At 44.1% G+C, this 18,910-nt stretch carries 18 protein-coding genes; 10 read left to right on the top strand and 8 right to left on the bottom strand.

Annotation, left to right across the window (positions count from 1 at the left end; all coding sequences use genetic code 11):
- Positions 1 to 80 precede the first annotated feature (80 nt).
- Together nagC and nagA are read right to left on the bottom strand one after the other, a co-directional pair.
- A complete protein-coding gene (nagC, locus tag EX191_RS13235) occupies positions 81 to 1,295 on the bottom strand; it encodes a DNA-binding transcriptional regulator NagC (protein WP_006742713.1) in 1,215 nt (404 codons plus the stop codon).
- Positions 1,296 to 1,297: 2 nt separating this feature from the next.
- Positions 1,298 to 2,434: an N-acetylglucosamine-6-phosphate deacetylase gene (gene nagA / locus EX191_RS13230; protein WP_005393048.1), complete on the bottom strand. Its 1,137-nt coding sequence runs from the start codon at positions 2,432 to 2,434 to the stop codon at positions 1,298 to 1,300.
- A 489-nt stretch (positions 2,435 to 2,923) separates the two neighbouring features.
- On the opposite strand from nagA, the gene nagE reads away from it, so the two are divergent.
- Both nagE and glnS read left to right on the top strand, forming a co-directional pair.
- Positions 2,924 to 4,495 carry an N-acetylglucosamine-specific PTS transporter subunit IIBC gene (nagE, locus tag EX191_RS13225; RefSeq protein ID WP_104974377.1) on the top strand — a complete coding sequence of 524 codons (1,572 nt, stop codon included), beginning with the start codon at positions 2,924 to 2,926 and terminating at the stop codon, positions 4,493 to 4,495.
- A gap of 235 nt (positions 4,496 to 4,730) precedes the next feature.
- Positions 4,731 to 6,401 carry a glutamine--tRNA ligase gene (gene glnS, locus EX191_RS13220; protein WP_047009533.1) on the top strand — a complete coding sequence of 557 codons (1,671 nt, stop codon included), beginning with the start codon at positions 4,731 to 4,733 and terminating at the stop codon, positions 6,399 to 6,401.
- A 289-nt stretch (positions 6,402 to 6,690) separates the two neighbouring features.
- Here glnS and fcrX read toward each other — a convergent pair whose 3' ends face one another.
- Complete coding sequence (gene fcrX, locus EX191_RS13215) at positions 6,691 to 7,140, bottom strand: ferric iron uptake transcriptional regulator FcrX (protein WP_005382141.1); 450 nt, start codon at positions 7,138 to 7,140, stop codon at positions 6,691 to 6,693.
- A gap of 200 nt (positions 7,141 to 7,340) precedes the next feature.
- Between fcrX and EX191_RS13210 the strand changes: the two genes are divergently transcribed.
- Entirely contained in the window at positions 7,341 to 7,844 is a 504-nt protein-coding gene (locus EX191_RS13210; protein ID WP_193447887.1) for a DUF4442 domain-containing protein, read from the top strand.
- Between the two features lie 50 nt (positions 7,845 to 7,894).
- On the opposite strand, the gene fldA is transcribed toward EX191_RS13210, so the two are convergent.
- From fldA to EX191_RS13195, 3 genes are all read right to left on the bottom strand, one after another.
- A complete protein-coding gene (fldA, locus tag EX191_RS13205; protein ID WP_005393040.1) occupies positions 7,895 to 8,428 on the bottom strand; it encodes a flavodoxin FldA in 534 nt (177 codons plus the stop codon).
- 48 nt (positions 8,429 to 8,476) lie between these two features.
- Positions 8,477 to 8,698 (bottom strand): DUF2788 domain-containing protein, encoded by a 222-nt coding sequence (locus tag EX191_RS13200; RefSeq protein WP_005393038.1) that lies wholly within the window; start codon positions 8,696 to 8,698, stop codon positions 8,477 to 8,479.
- Between the two features lie 112 nt (positions 8,699 to 8,810).
- A complete protein-coding gene (locus EX191_RS13195) occupies positions 8,811 to 9,578 on the bottom strand; it encodes an alpha/beta fold hydrolase (RefSeq protein ID WP_193447886.1) in 768 nt (255 codons plus the stop codon).
- 92 nt (positions 9,579 to 9,670) lie between these two features.
- Here EX191_RS13195 and seqA point away from each other — a divergent pair, with 92 nt between their 5' ends.
- Both seqA and pgm read left to right on the top strand, forming a co-directional pair.
- Entirely contained in the window at positions 9,671 to 10,213 is a 543-nt protein-coding gene (gene seqA, locus EX191_RS13190) for a replication initiation negative regulator SeqA (protein WP_005393026.1), read from the top strand.
- A 92-nt stretch (positions 10,214 to 10,305) separates the two neighbouring features.
- The gene (pgm, locus tag EX191_RS13185) at positions 10,306 to 11,952 is read left to right on the top strand and encodes a phosphoglucomutase (alpha-D-glucose-1,6-bisphosphate-dependent) (RefSeq protein ID WP_012842047.1); all 1,647 of its coding nucleotides are present in this window, start codon (positions 10,306 to 10,308) and stop codon (positions 11,950 to 11,952) included.
- A 62-nt stretch (positions 11,953 to 12,014) separates the two neighbouring features.
- Here the strand turns inward: pgm and EX191_RS13180 are convergent, their stop codons facing one another.
- Positions 12,015 to 12,788, bottom strand: coding sequence for a DUF1853 family protein (locus EX191_RS13180; RefSeq protein ID WP_193447885.1), 774 nt, complete (start codon positions 12,786 to 12,788; stop codon positions 12,015 to 12,017).
- A 232-nt stretch (positions 12,789 to 13,020) separates the two neighbouring features.
- Here EX191_RS13180 and EX191_RS13175 point away from each other — a divergent pair, with 232 nt between their 5' ends.
- Entirely contained in the window at positions 13,021 to 13,779 is a 759-nt protein-coding gene (locus tag EX191_RS13175; protein ID WP_005393019.1) for a Nif3-like dinuclear metal center hexameric protein, read from the top strand.
- Between the two features lie 92 nt (positions 13,780 to 13,871).
- Here the strand turns inward: EX191_RS13175 and EX191_RS13170 are convergent, their stop codons facing one another.
- A complete protein-coding gene (locus EX191_RS13170) occupies positions 13,872 to 15,161 on the bottom strand; it encodes a citrate synthase (protein ID WP_005382163.1) in 1,290 nt (429 codons plus the stop codon).
- 396 nt (positions 15,162 to 15,557) lie between these two features.
- On the opposite strand from EX191_RS13170, the gene sdhC reads away from it, so the two are divergent.
- From sdhC to EX191_RS13150, 4 genes are read left to right on the top strand one after another with little or no spacing between them, the layout of a single operon-like run.
- Positions 15,558 to 15,950 (top strand): succinate dehydrogenase cytochrome b556 subunit, encoded by a 393-nt coding sequence (sdhC, locus tag EX191_RS13165; protein WP_017634811.1) that lies wholly within the window; start codon positions 15,558 to 15,560, stop codon positions 15,948 to 15,950.
- Positions 15,944 to 16,288 (top strand): succinate dehydrogenase, hydrophobic membrane anchor protein, encoded by a 345-nt coding sequence (sdhD, locus tag EX191_RS13160; RefSeq protein WP_005382169.1) that lies wholly within the window; start codon positions 15,944 to 15,946, stop codon positions 16,286 to 16,288. The genes sdhC and sdhD overlap by 7 nt, the downstream gene beginning before the upstream one ends.
- Complete coding sequence (sdhA, locus tag EX191_RS13155; protein WP_193447884.1) at positions 16,289 to 18,055, top strand: succinate dehydrogenase flavoprotein subunit; 1,767 nt, start codon at positions 16,289 to 16,291, stop codon at positions 18,053 to 18,055.
- Positions 18,056 to 18,070: 15 nt separating this feature from the next.
- Positions 18,071 to 18,781: a succinate dehydrogenase iron-sulfur subunit gene (locus EX191_RS13150; RefSeq protein ID WP_005382174.1), complete on the top strand. Its 711-nt coding sequence runs from the start codon at positions 18,071 to 18,073 to the stop codon at positions 18,779 to 18,781.
- The last annotated feature ends 129 nt before the right edge of the window (positions 18,782 to 18,910 follow it).

Here is an 18,910-nt window from a genome sequence, read left to right as displayed (position 1 = left end):
CTGTTGAGCTGTATTCCTGATATACAAAAACGGGCTGTGAAAACACAGCCCGAGATTGTAACTCAATTAGTTGTATAAACTTAGTCTTCAAGTAACTTTTGTAACAAAACTCCGTTTAGCATTGCGCGTTTAATCATCGCAAATGCGCCCATCGTTGGCTGCTTATCAATGTGTGAAGCCACGATAGGAAGGTCGTTATGGAAAGTTTTGAGAGATTGATTTTCGACATTACGTTGAATTGCAGGGAAGACTATGTCTTGTGCAGCAGTAATGTCGCCCGCAATGACAATTTTCTGAGGGTTAAACAAGTTAACGGTAATTGCAATCGCTTTACCTAACTGGTTACCCACTCGCACTAAACTCTGCTTTGCAAGTTCGTCACCATCCATTGCATGCTGACACACTGCTTCAATCGTGATGTTTTCAAGGTCAGTCAAGCTTGACTCATAGCCTTGAGCAATCAGTTGTTTTACTCGTTGGATAATGGCTGGGTTCGCTGCTACGGTTTCTAAGCAACCAAAGTTCCCACATTGGCACTGTTCACCAAGCGGATCGATTTGAATATGACCAATTTCACCGACGTTGCGGTTAAAGCCAAGAAAAACCTGGCCGTTAACGATAATACCTGCGCCAGTACCGCGGTGAACGCTAACTAAAATGGAGTCCTGACAGTCTTGGCTTGCCCCAAAGTAGTGCTCCGCTAACGCCATGCCACGTACGTCATTCCCAACAAAGCATGCGGTATTAAACTTCTCTCCAACAATTTCACCCAGCGCCAGATTATCGATATCGGTATTCGGCATGTACTCAACCACGCCTGTTGTTGGGTTTACAAGGCCCGGTAGCGTAATACCAATTGCGATGAGCTGATCAATTTTGTCTTCGCAACGGTTTACGAAGTCTTTAAGTAAATCGATAAGCCCAGCGATCAAGTCAGCTTGGTTGGTGTAATGCAGTTCGTGTTGATCTTCCGCAAGTGCAGTGCCACCTAAATCGTACAAACAAAATTGTACGTAATCTCGACCTAAACGAACCGCAATAGAGTGGAAGGGTTTGACTTCGGTGGTCAGAGAGATTGCACGACGACCACCAGTTGAAGCTTGCTGGGCGACCTCTTTAATAAGGCCGCGCTCTAAAAGTTGGCGGGTTATTTTGGTAACACTAGCAGGTGCGAGCTGGCTCACATCTGCGACTTGAATACGGGAGATAGGACCTTGCTGATCAATCAGCCTATATACCGCAGCGCTGTTAAGCTGTTTTACTAAATCTACATTACCAATCTGTCCGCCATTCATGCTTAATTTTGCTCGTATTGTCCGTTAACAACCGTCGCTTTTACTTTGAAGTCACGATCGAAAATGGTTAGGTTTGCAACCATCCCTTTTCGAACTCGGCCAAGGCGATCCTCAACACCAATTGCAGTTGCTGGATATAACGTGGCCATTCGTAGAGCTTCGTCTAAAGCGATCCCCGCGTGCTCAACTGAATTCTGAACTGCTTCTATCATTGTCAAAGCTGAGCCGCCTAGTGTGCCGTTTTCATCAACACACTTACCATCTCGGTAATATACTTTCTTACCGACAAAAATAAAGTGATCAATGTTAGCACCTGCTGGAGCTGTGGCATCCGTCACCAAAACAAGCTTTTCACCTTTGATTTTATGAGCAATTCGGATGTTTGCGTAGTCTACGTGGAAACCATCAGCAATAATGCCAGCATAAACGTCAGGAGTATCGTAAATTGCACCAACAACTCCAGGTTCACGACCAACCATTGGTGTCATCGCATTAAATAGGTGTGTGGCAAAAGTAATACCTGCTTCAAAGCCTTTACGCGCTTCGGCGTAGGTCGCATTTGTATGACCAATAGAAACCACGATGCCGGCTGCTTTTAATCGTGCAATATGCTCTGGATCGTTTTGCTCTGGTGCAAGCGTTACTTTAGCGATGATATCGGCGTTTGCGCAGATAAGATCAATCATGCTTTCATCTGACGGGCGAATAAAATCGACGTTGTGGATACCTTTTTTCGCGACGTTAAGATAAGGACCTTCTAGGTGTAGACCAAGTGATTGGTTTTGATATTGGTTGTGGTATTCACGAGCGGCAGAAATTGCAGTTCGCATATCTTCGTCTGATGAAGTAATGAGCGTTGGTAAGAAGCTAGTACAGCCGGACTTGAGGTTTGCTTCGTGCATGATTTGCATGGTTTCCGGTGTGATTGCATCGTTTAGCATTACACCGCCACAGCCATTCAGTTGCAGGTCGATAAAGCCCGGACTTAGGTTTGCGCCTGCGAGGTCTTTCACTTCGATGCCCTGAGGTAGCTCTGCAGCCGGTACAATAGATTGAATAAGGTCGTTTTCGATGATGACCGCATGATCGGTAAGAACATCACTACCGGTATAAATTTTACAGTTACTTAGCGCGTACATAGTCAGCTAGTCCTTATAGATGAGAATTCAATTTCTATATCGTTACCTAAGTGGAGACTGCTTTAGTCATATGGGTACTTAGTTTGTATCACTGAATTAGATAACGAGTCACATACAGCAAGTCGCGTTTTATCGATGTTATTGTCATAGTAACTAACTGAAAAGTAATAATTGTATGGTTTTTTATGATTCTTTTTCAGAGCAAAGTTACAGTGATTTACCCGCCTAGATACCAAAATAACACTGATTCTGCCTTGCATAAAGTGCGAGAATATTATCTTTAAAACGCCATTTTTTCGTATAATAAAATAAGTTTTATGATCTCGCTAGCAAAAACCTTCCGAAAGGGCAAATTGTGGTGATTATGATCACAAACGGTGAGCTTTTAATTTGCGGAGCAAAATTAATGTCATAAACTGAGGATGACTAAATTGGACGACTGAAATAAGTCATTCAACATAACATCTAATCCTATAGGGGGAACTTAAGGTGAATATTCTCGGATACGCGCAGAAGTTAGGTAAAGCTCTTATGCTTCCTATTGCGACTTTGCCAATCGCAGGCTTGTTACTGCGCTTGGGCCAGCCGGATGTTTTTGACATCGCATTTATGGCACAAGCAGGTAACTCAATCTTTTCTAACCTTCCATTGTTATTTGGCCTTGGTATTGCGATCGGTCTATCTAAAGATGGTCAAGGTGCAGCTGGCCTTGCTGGTGCAGTTGCGTACTTTGTACTGACAGCGACAGCGTCAACAATTGATGCATCAGTAAACATGTCGTTCTTTGGTGGTATCATCGCAGGTATTATTGCTGGCCACTCTTACAACGCTTTCCATGCTACACGTCTTCCTGAGTGGCTTGCTTTCTTCTCTGGTAAACGTTTAGTGCCGATTATGGCAGGTTTATTCGCTTTAGTTGCTGGTGCAGTTGGTGGCATTGTATGGCCAACAATTCAAGGTGGTCTAGATGCGCTTGCGCATGGTATCTCAACTTCTGGCGCTATTGGTCAGTTTATCTACGGTACACTGAACCGAGCCCTTATTCCTGTAGGTCTACACCACGTACTTAACTCATTCTTCTGGTTTGGTATGGGGTCTTGTCAAGAAGTGCTAGTAACTGGTGCAAATGCTGCGGGTCAAGCGCTTCCTGCTCTACAACAACTGTGTGTTGATCCTGCGCTAGCGAAAACGCTTGTGGCTGGTCAAACTCATACATTTGAATTCGCTAACTCTGTCACTCCTGAAATCACTGCAACAGTGAAGGAAGTAACTGAAACAGTTAAATCTGGTGACCTACACCGTTTCTTCGGCGGCGATAAGAGCGCTGGTGTGTTCATGAACGGTTTCTTCCCAGTAATGATGTTCGGTCTACCTGGTGCGGCGCTTGCTATGTACCTAGCGGCTCCTGCTGAGAAACGCAGCCAAGTTGGTGGTGCATTGTTCTCTGTTGCATTCTGTTCATTCCTAACTGGTATCACAGAGCCTCTAGAGTTCATGTTCGTATTCCTAGCGCCTGCACTATACGCGATTCACGCAGTGTTCACTGGTCTGTCGCTTGTTGTTGCTAACATGCTTGGTACGCTACACGGCTTCACATTCTCAGCTGGTCTAATTGACTACTTGTTGAACTACGGTCTAGCAACTAAGCCGCTACTACTTGGTGCAGTTGGTCTTGGCTTTGGTGCTCTATACTTCTTCACATTCAGCTTCGCAATCCGCGCATTCAACTTGAAATCGCCTGGTCGTGAAGATGACGACAGCGAAGCAGCAGCGCCTGCTGGTGAGAAGAAAAGTGGTGACCTAGCTCGCCAATACTTAAAAGCACTTGGCGGTCATGACAACCTAACTTCAATCGACGCATGTATCACTCGACTACGCTTGACGCTAAAAGATCGTTCAGTCGCTAATGAGGAAGTACTGAAGAAACTGGGTGCGAAAGGTGTGGTTAAACTTGGTGAAAACAACCTTCAAGTTATCCTTGGCCCTCTAGCTGAAATCGTTGCTGGCGAAATGAAAGCAATCGGTGCTAATGAAGACCTATCGAATGTAAAACTGCCTTAATTACATCGAACTGATATCTGACTAAGACCTCCCTCGGGAGGTCTTTTTTTGTTTTGGCACTTTGAATCTGCTGTGCTTTCGCACTAACTCGATAAATATTGTCGTTTTAGCGCGAGTTCTTGTTGTCTAATTGCTTAGAATTGTGGATCATTAGAAACAATGTACTCTGCAGAACCATACTTGGATGCAGAGTTCCGTTTTCTCTGACAATACTAATATTTTTGAGGTGCTATAGATGAGTGAAGCTGATGCTCGTCCATCAAACTTTATTCGCCAGATCATTGATAAAGATCTAGCGGATGGTAAACACACTAGCGTGCATACTCGATTCCCGCCGGAGCCAAATGGCTACCTGCATATCGGTCATGCTAAGTCTATCTGTTTGAACTTCGGTATTGCTCAGGACTACCAGGGTCAATGTAATCTACGTTTCGACGATACGAACCCTGAAAAAGAAGACATCGAATACGTTGAGTCTATCAAGAAAGATGTAAACTGGTTGGGCTTTGAGTGGAGTGGTGAAGTATGTTACTCATCAAACTACTTCGATAAGCTTTACGAATATGCAATTGAATTGATTAACAAAGGCTTAGCGTACGTAGATGAGCTAAGTCCAGAGCAGATTCGTGAATACCGTGGCACGCTAAAGGCGCCAGGTAAACCAAGCCCATACCGTGACCGTTCTGTTGAAGAGAACTTAGCGTTATTTGAAAAAATGCGCGCTGGTGAATTTGAAGAAGGTAAAGCGTGTCTTCGTGCCAAGATTGACATGGGTTCTTCATTCATGGTTATGCGCGATCCAGTTTTATACCGTGTGCGTTTTGCTACGCACCACCAAACTGGTGATAAGTGGTGCATTTACCCAATGTACGACTTCACGCACTGTATCTCTGATGCATTAGAAGGCATTACACACTCTATCTGTACGCTTGAGTTTATGGATAACCGTCGTCTGTACGACTGGGTTCTGGACAACATCACGATCGAAAGCCGTCCGCATCAATACGAGTTCAGTCGCTTAAACCTTGAGTACACAGTGATGTCTAAGCGTAAGCTTAATCAACTCGTCACTGAAAAACTGGTTAACGGTTGGGATGACCCACGTATGCCAACAGTCTCTGGTCTGCGTCGTCGTGGCTTCACGCCAGCATCTATCCGTGAATTCTGTAAGCGTATTGGTGTAACGAAGCAAGAAAATATGATCGAGTTTAGCTCATTAGAATCTTGTATTCGTGATGACCTAAACGAGAACGCTCCGCGTGCAATGGCTGTGCTGGATCCTGTTAAAGTTGTTATCGAAAACTTTGAAGAAGGTGCAGTAGAAAACTTGACGGTTGCTAATCACCCAAACAAACCAGAGATGGGTGTGCGTGAAGTACCATTCACTCGTGAGTTGTGGATTGAGCGTGAAGACTTCCGTGAAGAGGCGAACAAAAAGTACAAGCGTTTAGTGCTAGGTAAAGAAGTTCGCTTACGTGGTGCTTACGTGATCAAAGCAGAGCGCGTTGAAAAAGATGCCGAAGGCAACATCACGACTATCTTCTGTTCTTATGATGCAGACACACTAGGTAAGAACCCGGCTGATGGCCGTAAAGTAAAAGGTGTGATTCATTGGGTATCAGCTGATAAAGCATTACCAGCGGAAATCCGTCTGTACGATCGTCTATTTACGGTTCCAAACCCGGGTGCAGCAGAAGACTTTGCTTCTACAATCAACCCTGAATCATTAGTTGTGATCAATGGTTTTGTAGAGCCTAGCTTAGCGTCTGCAGTAGCAGAAAAAGGCTACCAGTTTGAGCGTATGGGTTACTTCTGCGCAGACTCGAAAGATTCTTCAGCAGATAAACTAGTATTCAACCGCACGGTTGGCCTACGTGATACTTGGGCAAAAATTGAGAACCAATAATCTCGATTAATGCAAAAATCGATAAAAATGCCAGCAAATGCTGGCATTTTTTTATTCTCATTATCGTAATTCGGCGGTTACAGGTAATGTAGGGAGTTGCTTAAGAACGAGGGACGTTTGATAAATGTTCGGTTTGGAAGCAAAACAATGATGTTTATTAAGGTTTGAATTGGTAAGTCTAATCGACGCTTTACAAAAGTTGGTACGGCAATTCAGCTATTGAAAGATATCGCCCTCAGAAACAAAAAACGCCAGCATGAGCTGACGTTTATTTTAAATCAACAAACCGTTATTTTTTTGGTTTGTGTGCATCTGGATTGTCTTTACAACCACCATCACTGCACTTGCCGTACAAGTATAAGCTGTGGTTTGTTAGCGTGACATTGTACTTAGCTGCAATCTCTTTTTGACGTTCTTCAATAAGATCGTCAGAAAATTCAATTACCTCACCACAGTCTAGGCACACTAGATGGTCGTGGTGATGTTGAGTCGATAATTCGAAGACTGACTTACCACCTTCAAAGTGGTGACGAGTTACAATACCAGCATCATCGAATTGGTTTAGAACTCGGTAAACAGTTGCTAGGCCAATCTCTTCACCTAGATCAATCAACTTTTTGTACAAATCTTCAGCACTGATGTGCTGGCAGTCTGGCTGCTGAAGTACTTCTAGAATTTTTAGCCTTGGAAGGGTTACTTTTAAACCCGCATCCTTCAGCGCCTGATTATTATCTGACATATACTTTCCCGTTGGATCATCTGCAGCGATTTAACAGAATTCAATCTTCCTACCATTATAGGATATGCGCTCAGAACATTAAACCACGAACTTCAAAGGGTTAATAGAATCTTTTTGTAAATTAGAAACAGGTCGATTATATTACAGATCTGACCAGTTACAATTATGTAACATTGAGCTTGGAGAGGGCACGGACTGTGATGAATAAGCGACTTGCGAAGATATACAAACCAGGAATTGTAAAATTCGCACTCAATATTTGGCCACCTTTTTGGGGCGCTGGTATTAAAATCTTACATATTTCTGAAGACTTTCGTGCTGTGAAGGTGCGTTTGAAACTTCGCTGGTGGAATAAAAACGCCAATCGTACTCAGTATGGTGGCAGTATTTTCTCTTTAACTGATCCCATTTACTCGTTGATGCTGATGGGGATTCTACGCGAGGAGTATTATGTGTGGGATAAAGAGGCGAGTATTAACTTTATTAAGCCAGGGCAAAGTGATTTATTTGCAGAATTCGAGGTCACTGAAGGAATGCTAGAAAACATTTATCAAATGACACGGAATGGAGAAAAGTGTTTTCCTGAATTTATTACCCATGTAAAAGATAAGCAGGGGAATGTGGTTTCAGAGGTTCAACGCAAGCTTTATGTAAGAAAGAAACCTCAGTATCGCGAAGAGGAAGTGCTCACCGATGCTTTGTGAAAATATACAAAAAGACCTCCAATCGGAGGTCTTTGTATAATTCGATTTATTTAGCCTTCAAGCTCAGCTAAACACATTTCTTCGTAAATCTGTTTAACCCAGTTCTCAACACGTTCGTCAGTCAGTTCCGGTTGACGGTCTTCATCGATACATAGACCTACGAATTGGCTGTCGTCGCCTTCAACAAGTGCTTTAGACGCTTCAAATTCGTAGCCTTCTGTTGAAGTATGGCCAAGAATTGTGCCGCCTTTAGACTCAACGATATCACGTACTGTGCCCATCGCGTCACAGAAGTATTCTGCGTAGTCCTCTTGGTCGCCACAGCCAAAGATAGCCACTAGCTTAGTAGAGAAGTCGATTTGCTCAAGTTCTGGGAAGAAATCATCCCAATCACATTGTGCTTCACCGTAGTACCAAGTTGGGATACCTAGAAGAAGAAGATCGAAGTTATCGATGTCTTCTTTGCTGCTTTTCGCGATGTCTTGAACGTGAACTAGATGCTTACCTAGTTGCTTTTGAATCATCTTTGCAACGGCTTCAGTATTACCTGTGTCGCTACCGAAGAAGATACCTACACTTGCCATAGAGTCTATACCTTTACATTGTTTGTTATTGGCGATGGTACTAAGGGTTTAACCTAACCCAGAGCCTTCCCAAGTTAGCTGAATTACACCTTTTGCAATAAAGCCAGCACAGCCTAGGAAAAGGACTAACCACACAATACGACGACCAAAAACAGGTACATTGCCTTGCTTTAGCACATCTTTTATCGCCATCCCGATGAAAAAGAAGATAGCAGCAAAAAGAAGATCGAGCCCAATAGACTCGAGCATATCCATATAGTCGTAAAGCATTTTAGTCCTTCATGCCGAAAAATCTTGGGCGCACTATACCACTGTTAAACGGTAAAGTTAATGCACTACAAGAAGGGTTATTTCAATAATCTATTGTTGCTTTTCGAATTTGTTAACTCGAAATGTATTTCCGAATGACTCTCATTACTTCAGCCGGTTTTTCGGCGTGAAGCCAGTGGCCAGTATTAGCGATAATATGTGCTTTTGCTTGTTTGAACTGTTTTTGCACCGCAGGTTGGTGCTCTGGCATTAAGTAATCGGAATCACCACCTTTAATAAACAGAGTGGGTATGTCTGTTGGGGCAATTTCCTGCCAGCCGATAATTTGTGCGTAATTCTCAAAAAGGCTCGGTACGTTAAACCGCCAGTCCATTTTATCGCCATTTTTGTATAGTGACTTAGAGAGAAATTGTCTTACACCGTCGATCTCAACATGTTGAGCTAGGATATCCATCGCTTGTTGACGGCTTGCTGGCTTTTCGTTAATTACGGCGTGTAAACCATTAAACACATTGTCGTGACGGTTTGCTGTGTAGGCGACAGGTGCCATGTCGAGCACAACCAACTGTTTGACGAGCTCTGGAGCAATGTCCACCAGTGTCATCGCGACCTTTCCACCCATTGAATGCCCAATAATAATAGATGGTTCAACATTTAAGTGTTGTAGGAGTTGTGCCACATCTTTTGCCATGTCGGCGTAATTATGAATGTTTGAGTGAAAAGAGAGGCCGTGATTTCTCAGATCAATACTGATCACCGTGTGATCTTTAGTAAGATCGCGGGCTAGTAGACCCAGATTACTTAAACTACCAAACAATCCGTGAATCAAAACAACTGTTTGGCCTTGGCCTTCCTGCTTATAGTTGAGTAATGCTGACATTTTATCTTATTCGTGATGGGTTTAACGTGGAGTATCCGAGAGGATCTCGTTATAATCCCCCAGAGTTTAAACATTGAGAATGTGAAAAGCGAATGAAAACAATTGAGGTTGATGAGGATCTATACCGTTACATTGCTAGCCAAACTAAGCATATCGGTGAAAGCGCCTCGGATATTTTGCGACGCCTTTTAAACCTTGATGGTCAGTTGCAGGAAGCTGAAGCCGCGCCTGTAGTAGAGAAGCCACAAGGGATTGTAGTAAGTAAAGATGCGGGTAAAACGGAATCTGTTGATGTAGTGAAAGAAATGCGTTCGCTGCTTATTTCTGATGAGTTTGCCGGTCTAAAAAAAGCGATTGATCGCTTTATGTTAGTACTATCGACCTTACATAAATTAAATCCAGAAGGTTTCGCACAGGCTACGAATGTAAAGGGACGCAAACGCGTGTACTTTGCAGATAATGAAGAAACCTTGTTGGCAAATGGCAACACGACCAAGCCAAAAGCCATTCCTGGCACACCGTTTTGGGTTATCACGAACAACAATACCAGTCGTAAAAGACAGATGGTTGAACAAGTGATGACACACATGGGGTACCAACCTGACTTAATAGAAAAAGTAACAGGTTCAATCTAAGAAACCTGATAGAAGCCTCATAATGTGTCGCAGTTTGCGGATATTATGAGGCTTTTTTAATTTTATTTGTATTTAAAGAAAGGATGTCAAACATGGCTATGCACCCTCGTGCTGGGCAAAAAGCGCAGCAGGAAGATCTCCATAATATTCCGGCACTTGTTGCCAATTACTTCTTGCTTCAACCTGATGCTAAGAACCCCGATCACAAGGTTCAATTCGGCACATCAGGTCACCGTGGTACCGCTGATAAGCATACATTTAACGAAAACCACATTTTGGCTATTGCTCAAGCGGTTGCAGAAGTTCGTGCCCAGCAAGGGACCACAGGTCCTTTGTTTGTCGGTAAAGACACGCATGCTTTGTCTGAACCTGCATTTTCTAGCGTGATTGAAGTTTTGATTGCGAATGGCGTAAAAGTCATCGTACAGCAGGATAACGGCTACACGCCAACACCAGGTATCTCGCACGCAATTCTGACTTACAACATCAAGCACGATGAAAAAGCAGACGGTATTGTGATTACGCCATCTCATAACCCACCACAAGACGGCGGTATCAAATACAATCCGACTCACGGTGGTCCAGCAGAAGCTGAGTTGACTCAAGCTATCGAAGATCGTGCGAACGCACTGATTGCCGAAGGTTTACAAGGTGTTAAACGCTTACCACTAGCAGAAGCAAAAGCATCGGATCTGTTTGTGGAGATGGACTTGGTTAAACCCTATATCGATGATCTGGTGAACGTTATCGATATGGAAGCAATCCAAAAAGCAAATCTGAAGATTGGTGTAGATCCATTGGGTGGCAGCGGCATCGATTACTGGCGTCAAATTGGTCAGGCATACAACCTAGACCTAACGCTAGTAAGTGAAGCGATTGATCCTTCTTTCCAATTCATGTCTCTCGATAAAGACGGTGTTGTACGTATGGACTGTTCTTCTCCTTACGCAATGGCGGGTCTATTGGCACTGAAAGACGAATACGATTTAGCATTTGGTAACGATCCTGACTACGACCGTCACGGTATCGTTACGCCAAAAGGTTTGATGAACCCGAACCACTTCTTAGCCGTTTGTATCGACTACCTATACCGCCATCGTGACGCATGGGGTAAAGATGTAGCTGTTGGTAAAACACTAGTATCAAGTGCACTGATTGACCGTGTTGTTGCGGATCTAGGTCGTGAGCTATGTGAAGTACCAGTAGGCTTTAAATGGTTTGTTGATGGTCTGTACACTGGTAAATTCGGCTTCGGTGGCGAAGAAAGTGCCGGGGCATCTTTTCTTCGTAAAGATGGTACGCCTTGGTCAACAGACAAAGACGGCATCTTGTTATGTCTTCTAGCGGCAGAGATCACTGCGGTAACGGGTAAGAACCCACAAGACTACTATGAAGAGCTAGCGGCGAAACACGGTGAGTCGAAATACAACCGTATTCAAGCTGTAGCGAATGGCCCTCAAAAAGACGTACTGAAGAAGTTGTCACCAGAAATGGTCGCGGCTGAAACACTAGCGGGTGATCCAATTACGGCTCGTCTCACGCATGCGCCTGGTAATGGTGCTGCAATCGGTGGTCTAAAAGTAACGACTGCCAACGGCTGGTTTGCTGCTCGTCCATCAGGCACAGAGGACATCTACAAGATTTACTGTGAAAGCTTCAAAGGTGAAGAACACCTAAAACAAATCGAAGCAGAAGCACAAGAGATCGTTAATCAAGTGTTTGCAGCTGCCGGCCTGTAAACCATTCAATAGTCGATTTAGAAAACAAAGGGTTGATGTGCAAGCATCAACCCTTTTGCGTTTTAAGATTCCTGAACTGAGTTGTTGCCGGGCCAGGAATCCGGTACCACAAACCAGAATTGACCGTCCTCCGTTTGTGCATGTACAAATCGGTCTGAAGGCTTTTCAATGGGTTGAGAGAAATCGTCCGTACCAATCGCCCAGCATGGTTTGTGTAAATGATAAAGTGGCTTACCGATTAACTCCCATTGGCTCTGGTAGCACCAGTAACCACTAATCTGACTTGGATTTAGTTCATAACCCAAGCACTCGCTAGGAGTTGGCTCTGGAGTAAACGGATTAATATAGAGTCGTCCTTGCATCAATAGATGCTCTTGTGGGGCGTCGTTTAACGGAATTATTTTTTGAAATTCCGGGCGATCGCTCATTTTCAACTGATGAGTAAGCATTCTATTCAGTTTTGTATGCAGCTGGTCGTGAGCATTCGGACCATACCAAACGCCGTTATAAAGAAGATAAAACTTAATCGCCACTTCCCAGTGTTCTATTTGATTTGATTCTGTATTCCGCAACACCAAATCTATAGCACCAATGGTCTTACCTTCGATGTCGTTTAACTGAACCTCTTCCGCGATAACCTGATATCGTTCTGAACTAGAGAGAACTGCAGTGCATAAGTGCTGATATAAAAAGCCCAATCTTGGATTACCATTGTATTGCTCAGTGTTCTTTAAAGGCGTTACCGTAAGATCCTCTAAGGTTGCAAACGGAGGGCGTAACTTGAAAAGAGGAGGTGAAGTGGCGATCCATTGGTAAAAGCGTTGCAGTTGGTTCATCCGTATCCCTAAATGTATGGTGAGGCGACAAGCTTTGTTATTGTAACTAAATTTGCTTTTGAGGGTAGGGTGGCTAGCATCGATATTAGGGTTCGAGATACACTTTAAATACCTAAATGATATCAAGGTGCCAGATGTCAAAACGTTGTTGTATCAACTAGGTTGCACACTCTCGGTCTGATTTCATCGAGAGGTTATTTAGGTTTACATGCGCTAGAAATTGGAAGTAATAATGAATAACTTAAAGCTAGAACAGATTCTTAATGACAAACTGTCACCGCAGTTAATTAAAGATTACGCACCAAACGGGTTACAGGTAGAAGGGACGCCAGCCGTAAAGCGTATTATCACTGGCGTAACTGCCTCCCAAGCCTTAATCGATAAAGCGATTGAGCTTAATGCAGACGCATTACTCGTTCATCACGGTTATTTTTGGAAAGGTGAACCTGAGCCAATTCGTGGTATGAAAGGTAAACGAATTCGTAGTCTGATCAAAAACGATATCAACTTATATGGTTATCACCTTCCTCTGGATATTCACCCAGAGCTAGGCAACAACGCCGAATTAGCTCGCTTACTTGAAATCGAAGTAGAAGGTGGACTTGAAGGACATCCTCAATCAGTAGCCATGTTTGGACGCTTGAAAAAACCGATGTCTGGTGCTGAGTTTGCGAGCAAGATCAATCAAGTTCTTGATAGAGAACCACTGCATATTGCTCCAGAGAATACCGATAAGATGATTGAGACGGTCGGTTGGTGCACTGGTGGAGGGCAGGATTTTATTGAGCTTGCTGTACAACACGGATTAGATGCGTTTATCTCTGGCGAAATTTCTGAGCGTACAACCTATACTGCGCGAGAAATGGACATTCATTACTTTGCTGCAGGTCATCATGCTACTGAGCGTTATGGTGTTCAGGCTTTAGGAAAATGGCTAGCGGATGAATACGGCCTACATGTCGAGTTTATCGATATTGATAATCCGGTTTAGTGTTCGCTATTCATATCGTGAAACGCTGAAAAGAAAAAAGGGTTGAGACAAAATCTCAACCCTTTTGTTTGTTTATCTTCTAACTAAAAAGATCATTCACGTTCGTGAAGTGGAGAAAACTCACGCTGTGTTTCACCAGTGTATAGCTGACGAGGACGACCGATGCGGTTCAGTGGATCGCTGTGCATTTCGTTCCAGTGAGCAATCCAGCCGATGGTACGAGAAATCGCGAAGATAACCGTAAACATAGAAACTGGAATACCAATCGCTTTAAGAATGATACCTGAGTAGAAGTCTACGTTCGGGTACAGCTTCTTAGAAACGAAGTACTCATCAGAAAGCGCAATGCGCTCAAGTTCCATTGCTACATCTAGTAGAGGGTCTTGAATGTTTAGCTCTTTGAGAACTTCATGACACGTTTCGCGCATTACTGTCGCACGTGGATCGTAGTTTTTATAAACGCGGTGACCAAAGCCCATTAAGCGGAATGGGTCATCTTTGTCTTTCGCGCGGTCTACATACTCAGGGATGTTATCGACGCTGCCAATCTCTTCTAGCATTCTCAAGCACGCTTCGTTTGCACCACCGTGAGCAGGTCCCCAAAGTGATGCAATACCAGCGGCAATACATGCAAATGGGTTAGCACCAGAAGAGCCAGCTAGACGTACAGTTGACGTCGACGCATTCTGTTCGTGATCCGCGTGTAGCGTGAAGATTTTATCCATCGCACGAGCAACGACAGGGTTTACTTCATACTCTTCGCAAGGGTTTGCGAACATCATGTGTAGGAAGTTTTCTGCGTAGCTCAAATCATTGCGTGGGTAGATAAATGGCTGACCGATAGAGTATTTGTAACACATTGCAGCCAGTGTCGGCATCTTCGATAGCAGACGGTACGCCGCGATCTCACGGTGCTCGTCGTTGTTGATGTCAAGAGAGTCGTGGTAGAAGGCTGCAAGTGCACCGACTACACCACACATTACTGCCATTGGGTGAGCATCACGTCGGAAGCCATGGAAAAAGCTTGCGATTTGCTCGTGGACCATAGTATGACGCGTTACGGTCGTCTTGAATTGCTCGTATTGTTCTCGGGTAGGGGCTTCACCATAAAGAAGGATGTAACATACTTCTAAGTAATCTGCGTTATTGGCTAATTGATCAATCGGGAAACCGCGGTGCAAAAGAATACCTTTGCCGCCATCGATGTACGTGATTGATGATTCACAAGATGCAGTGGCAAGAAAACCTGGGTCAAAAGTAAAGTAACCATTGGCTCCCAGCTTACGAACGTCAATTACAGGTGTACCTAGCGTACCGTCCATAATTGGCAGTTCGATTGGCGCTTGACCTTCAACATGAAGGGTCGCTTTCTTATCCGCCATAACAATCTCCTTTGTTTATTATTTAATCCGTCCAGGATGTTTATGTGCCATTTTTGTACTGTTGTTAAAGCTTAAAGTCAATTTTTCTCCATCTTTGTGTGCACTTGTTATGATTTTTCTCATGAAAATCGTTAAAAATCTGTTCTATGTAGCATAATTTGTTACACCAATTGTATTAGAATGTTGCTCGCCGTATATTGGCTAAGAAAATTTTAGTTAAATCCTTATAAATTCGGGGCTAGAAACAAAGAGTGAGGTTTGTTGCTGGACTCCGATTGTTAACAAGTTGTTTACAATTATCTGGGTGGTTACTCGCGATATTTGTTAAATAGATGTTAACTTTTGTACGTTTGGAAGCTGAAATTGGTTATAACAATAAATGCTCAATGGAGCTGAGTGAGCAAGCCCGTGAAAGAAAGAAAGTCAAGACCTGTTAATTTAGATTTACAGACCATCCACTTTCCTATCACAGCAATCGCATCCATCCTACACCGTGTGTCTGGGGTAATTACGTTTGTTGCGGTGGGTATACTACTGTGGTTACTGTCCATTTCTCTGTCATCCCCAATGGGTTTTATGGAAGCCGCTGACATCGTCGATAGCTTCTTCGTAAAATTCATCCTGTGGGGAATTCTTACTGCACTTGCCTACCACATTGCAGGTGGTATCCGTCACTTGTTGATGGATCTAGGTCACTTTGAAGAGCTAGATTCTGGCACGATGAGCGCTAAAGTCGCGTTTGGTGCAACAGCAGTATTATCATTATTGGCGGGGATCTTGGTATGGTAAAACACGTATCTTCATTTGGTCGTAATGGTGTACACGATTTCCTACTGATTCGTGCAACTGCAATCATTATGACGCTATACACGATTTATCTGATTAGCTTCTGTGCATTTTCAGATATCTCTTACGCATCTTGGACCCAATTCTTTGGTGGTACCTTCACTAAAGTATTCACCATGTTGGCACTTGTTTCGATCCTGATCCACGCATGGGTCGGTTTGTGGCAGGTATTAACGGATTACATTAAGTGCGCGAAACTGCGTGGCGCACTGCAACTTGGTGTTATTGCCGTGCTATTCGGCTATGTCTTCTCTGGTCTATTTATTCTGTGGGGTGCGTAAGTGTCTATTCCAGTTCGTGAGTTTGACGCCGTAGTAATCGGCGCTGGTGGTGCAGGTATGCGCGCTGCACTACAAATTTCAGAACAAGGCCTATCATGTGCTTTGTTGTCAAAAGTATTTCCAACACGTTCTCATACTGTGTCTGCACAGGGCGGTATTACCGTTGCTCTGGGTAACTCGCACAAAGACAATTGGCAATGGCACATGTACGATACCGTTAAAGGTTCCGATTACATCGGTGACCAAAATGCGATTGAATACATGTGTAAGAATGGCCCTGAGTCCGTTATCGAACTAGAAAAAATGGGTCTTCCATTCTCTCGTTTTGATAATGGTACTATCTACCAACGTCCATTCGGTGGTCAGTCAAAAGAATTTGGTGGTGAGCAAGCTGCACGTACAGCAGCAGCTGCGGACCGTACAGGTCACGCGCTTCTTCATACGCTTTACCAACAAAATGTGAAACACAAAACCACCATTTTCTCGGAATGGTATGCACTAGACTTGGTGAAAAACCAAGACGGCGCCGTAATGGGCTGTACTGCGATTTGTATGGAAACAGGCGAAATCTGTTACTTCAAATCAAAAGCAACGATTCTAGCAACAGGTGGCGCAGGTCGTATTTACGCGTCGACCACTAACGCACACATCAACACTGGTGACGGTGTAGGTATGGCATTGCGTGCGGGTGTACCTATGCAAGACATGGAAATGTGGCAGTTCCACCCAACGGGTATCGCTGGTGCAGGTGTTCTTGTAACAGAAGGTTGTCGTGGTGAAGGTGGTTACCTTCTAAATAAAGATGGCGAACGCTTCATGGAACGTTATGCTCCAAACGCGAAAGACCTTGCTGGTCGTGACGTAGTTGCTCGTTCAATGATGATCGAAATCCGCGAAGGCCGCGGTTGTGATGGCCCTTGGGGTCCACACATTAAGCTGAAGTTGGATCACCTTGGTAAAGAAGTGCTTGAGTCACGTCTGCCTGGTATTTGTGAGCTGTCTCGTACTTTCGCGCACGTTGATCCAGTGAAAGAGCCAATTCCAGTAATTCCAACCTGTCACTACATGATGGGTGGTGTACCGACTCAAGTGTCTGGTCAAGCAATCAAGCAAAAGGCTGACGGCAGCGAGATGGAAGTACAAGGTCTATATGCATGTGGTGAGATTGCTTCTGTATCAGTACACGGAGCAAACCGTCTAGGCGGCAATTCATTACTAGACTTAGTCGTATTTGGTCGCGCGACTGGCTTGCACCTTGGCGAAACGCTCGCAGCGCAAGCTGAGGCACGCCCTGCAACTGAATCTGATATTGAAGCATCTCTAGCGCGTACCATGCGTTGGGAAAATAGTACTGGCGGTGAAGATCCAGTTCAAATCCGTAAAGACCTACAAGCTTGCATGCAAAACAGCTTCTCGGTATTCCGTGAAGGCGATGCAATGGCAACGGGTCTAGAAGAGTTGAAAGTAATTCGCGAACGTCTGAAAGATGCGCATCTAGCGGACAAGTCTTCTGAATTCAACACGCAACGTATTGAGTGTCTAGAGTTAGACAACTTGATGGAAACAGCATTCTCTACAGCCGTAGCGGCGAACTACCGTACTGAAAGCCGTGGCGCACATGCACGTTTCGATTTCCCTGAGCGTGATGATGAGAACTGGCTATGCCACTCTATCTACAACCCGGAAACAGAAGCGATGACTAAGCGTGATGTGAACATGACGCCAACGCATCGTGAAGCTTTCCCGCCGAAAGTACGTACATACTAAAGGGAGGATACGACTATGAAATTGAACTTCTCTTTATACCGTTACAATCCGGATGTAGATACCAAGCCTTACATGAAAGAGTATACCCTTGAGGTAGACGAAGGCTCAGACATGATGGTGCTTGATGCATTGATTCTGCTAAAAGAGCAAGATCCAAGCATCGCGTTCCGTCGCTCATGCCGTGAAGGGGTATGTGGTTCTGATGGTTTGAACATGAATGGTAAAAATGGTCTAGCGTGTATCACACCGTTATCTGCTCTACAAGGTGATAAGATAGTTATTCGTCCACTGCCAGGGTTACCTGTCGTGCGCGATCTTATCGTTGACATGACGCAGTTCTATGATAACTATGCGAAAGTTAAACCATTCTTGATTGATGATGGTGCATTACCACCATCACGCGAGAACCTACAATCGCCTGATGATCGTGCGCATTTAGATGGATTGTACGAATGTATCATGTGTGCATGTTGTACAACGTCTTGCCCATCATTCTGGTGGAACCCTGACAAATTCATCGGTCCAGCTGGTCTTCTTGCGGCGTACCGTTGGCTAATTGATAGCCGCGATACGGCAACAGATGAACGTTTGTCTGATCTTGATGATGCATTTAGCGTTTTTCGTTGCCATGGCATCATGAATTGTGTAAGTGTTTGTCCTAAGGGATTAAATCCGACGAAAGCCATCGGCCATATTAAGTCGATGCTGGTTAATCGCTCGGTTTAATTTACTCGCTCTTAGGAATGTCGCAGTGTTGCGGATCACCCGATATGACCGCTTCACTGCTTCAAGAATATTTCGAGTAAAGAATACAAAAATTGCCGACTAGTTCTGGTCGGCTCTTATAGCTCGGCA

Origin of the sequence: Vibrio chemaguriensis (assembly GCF_012275705.1) — a bacterium.
Taxonomy (GTDB): domain Bacteria; phylum Pseudomonadota; class Gammaproteobacteria; order Enterobacterales; family Vibrionaceae; genus Vibrio; species Vibrio diabolicus.
The sequence above is the reverse complement of the archived record's forward strand: the minus strand, read 5'-3'. Positions and strand labels throughout refer to the sequence as shown.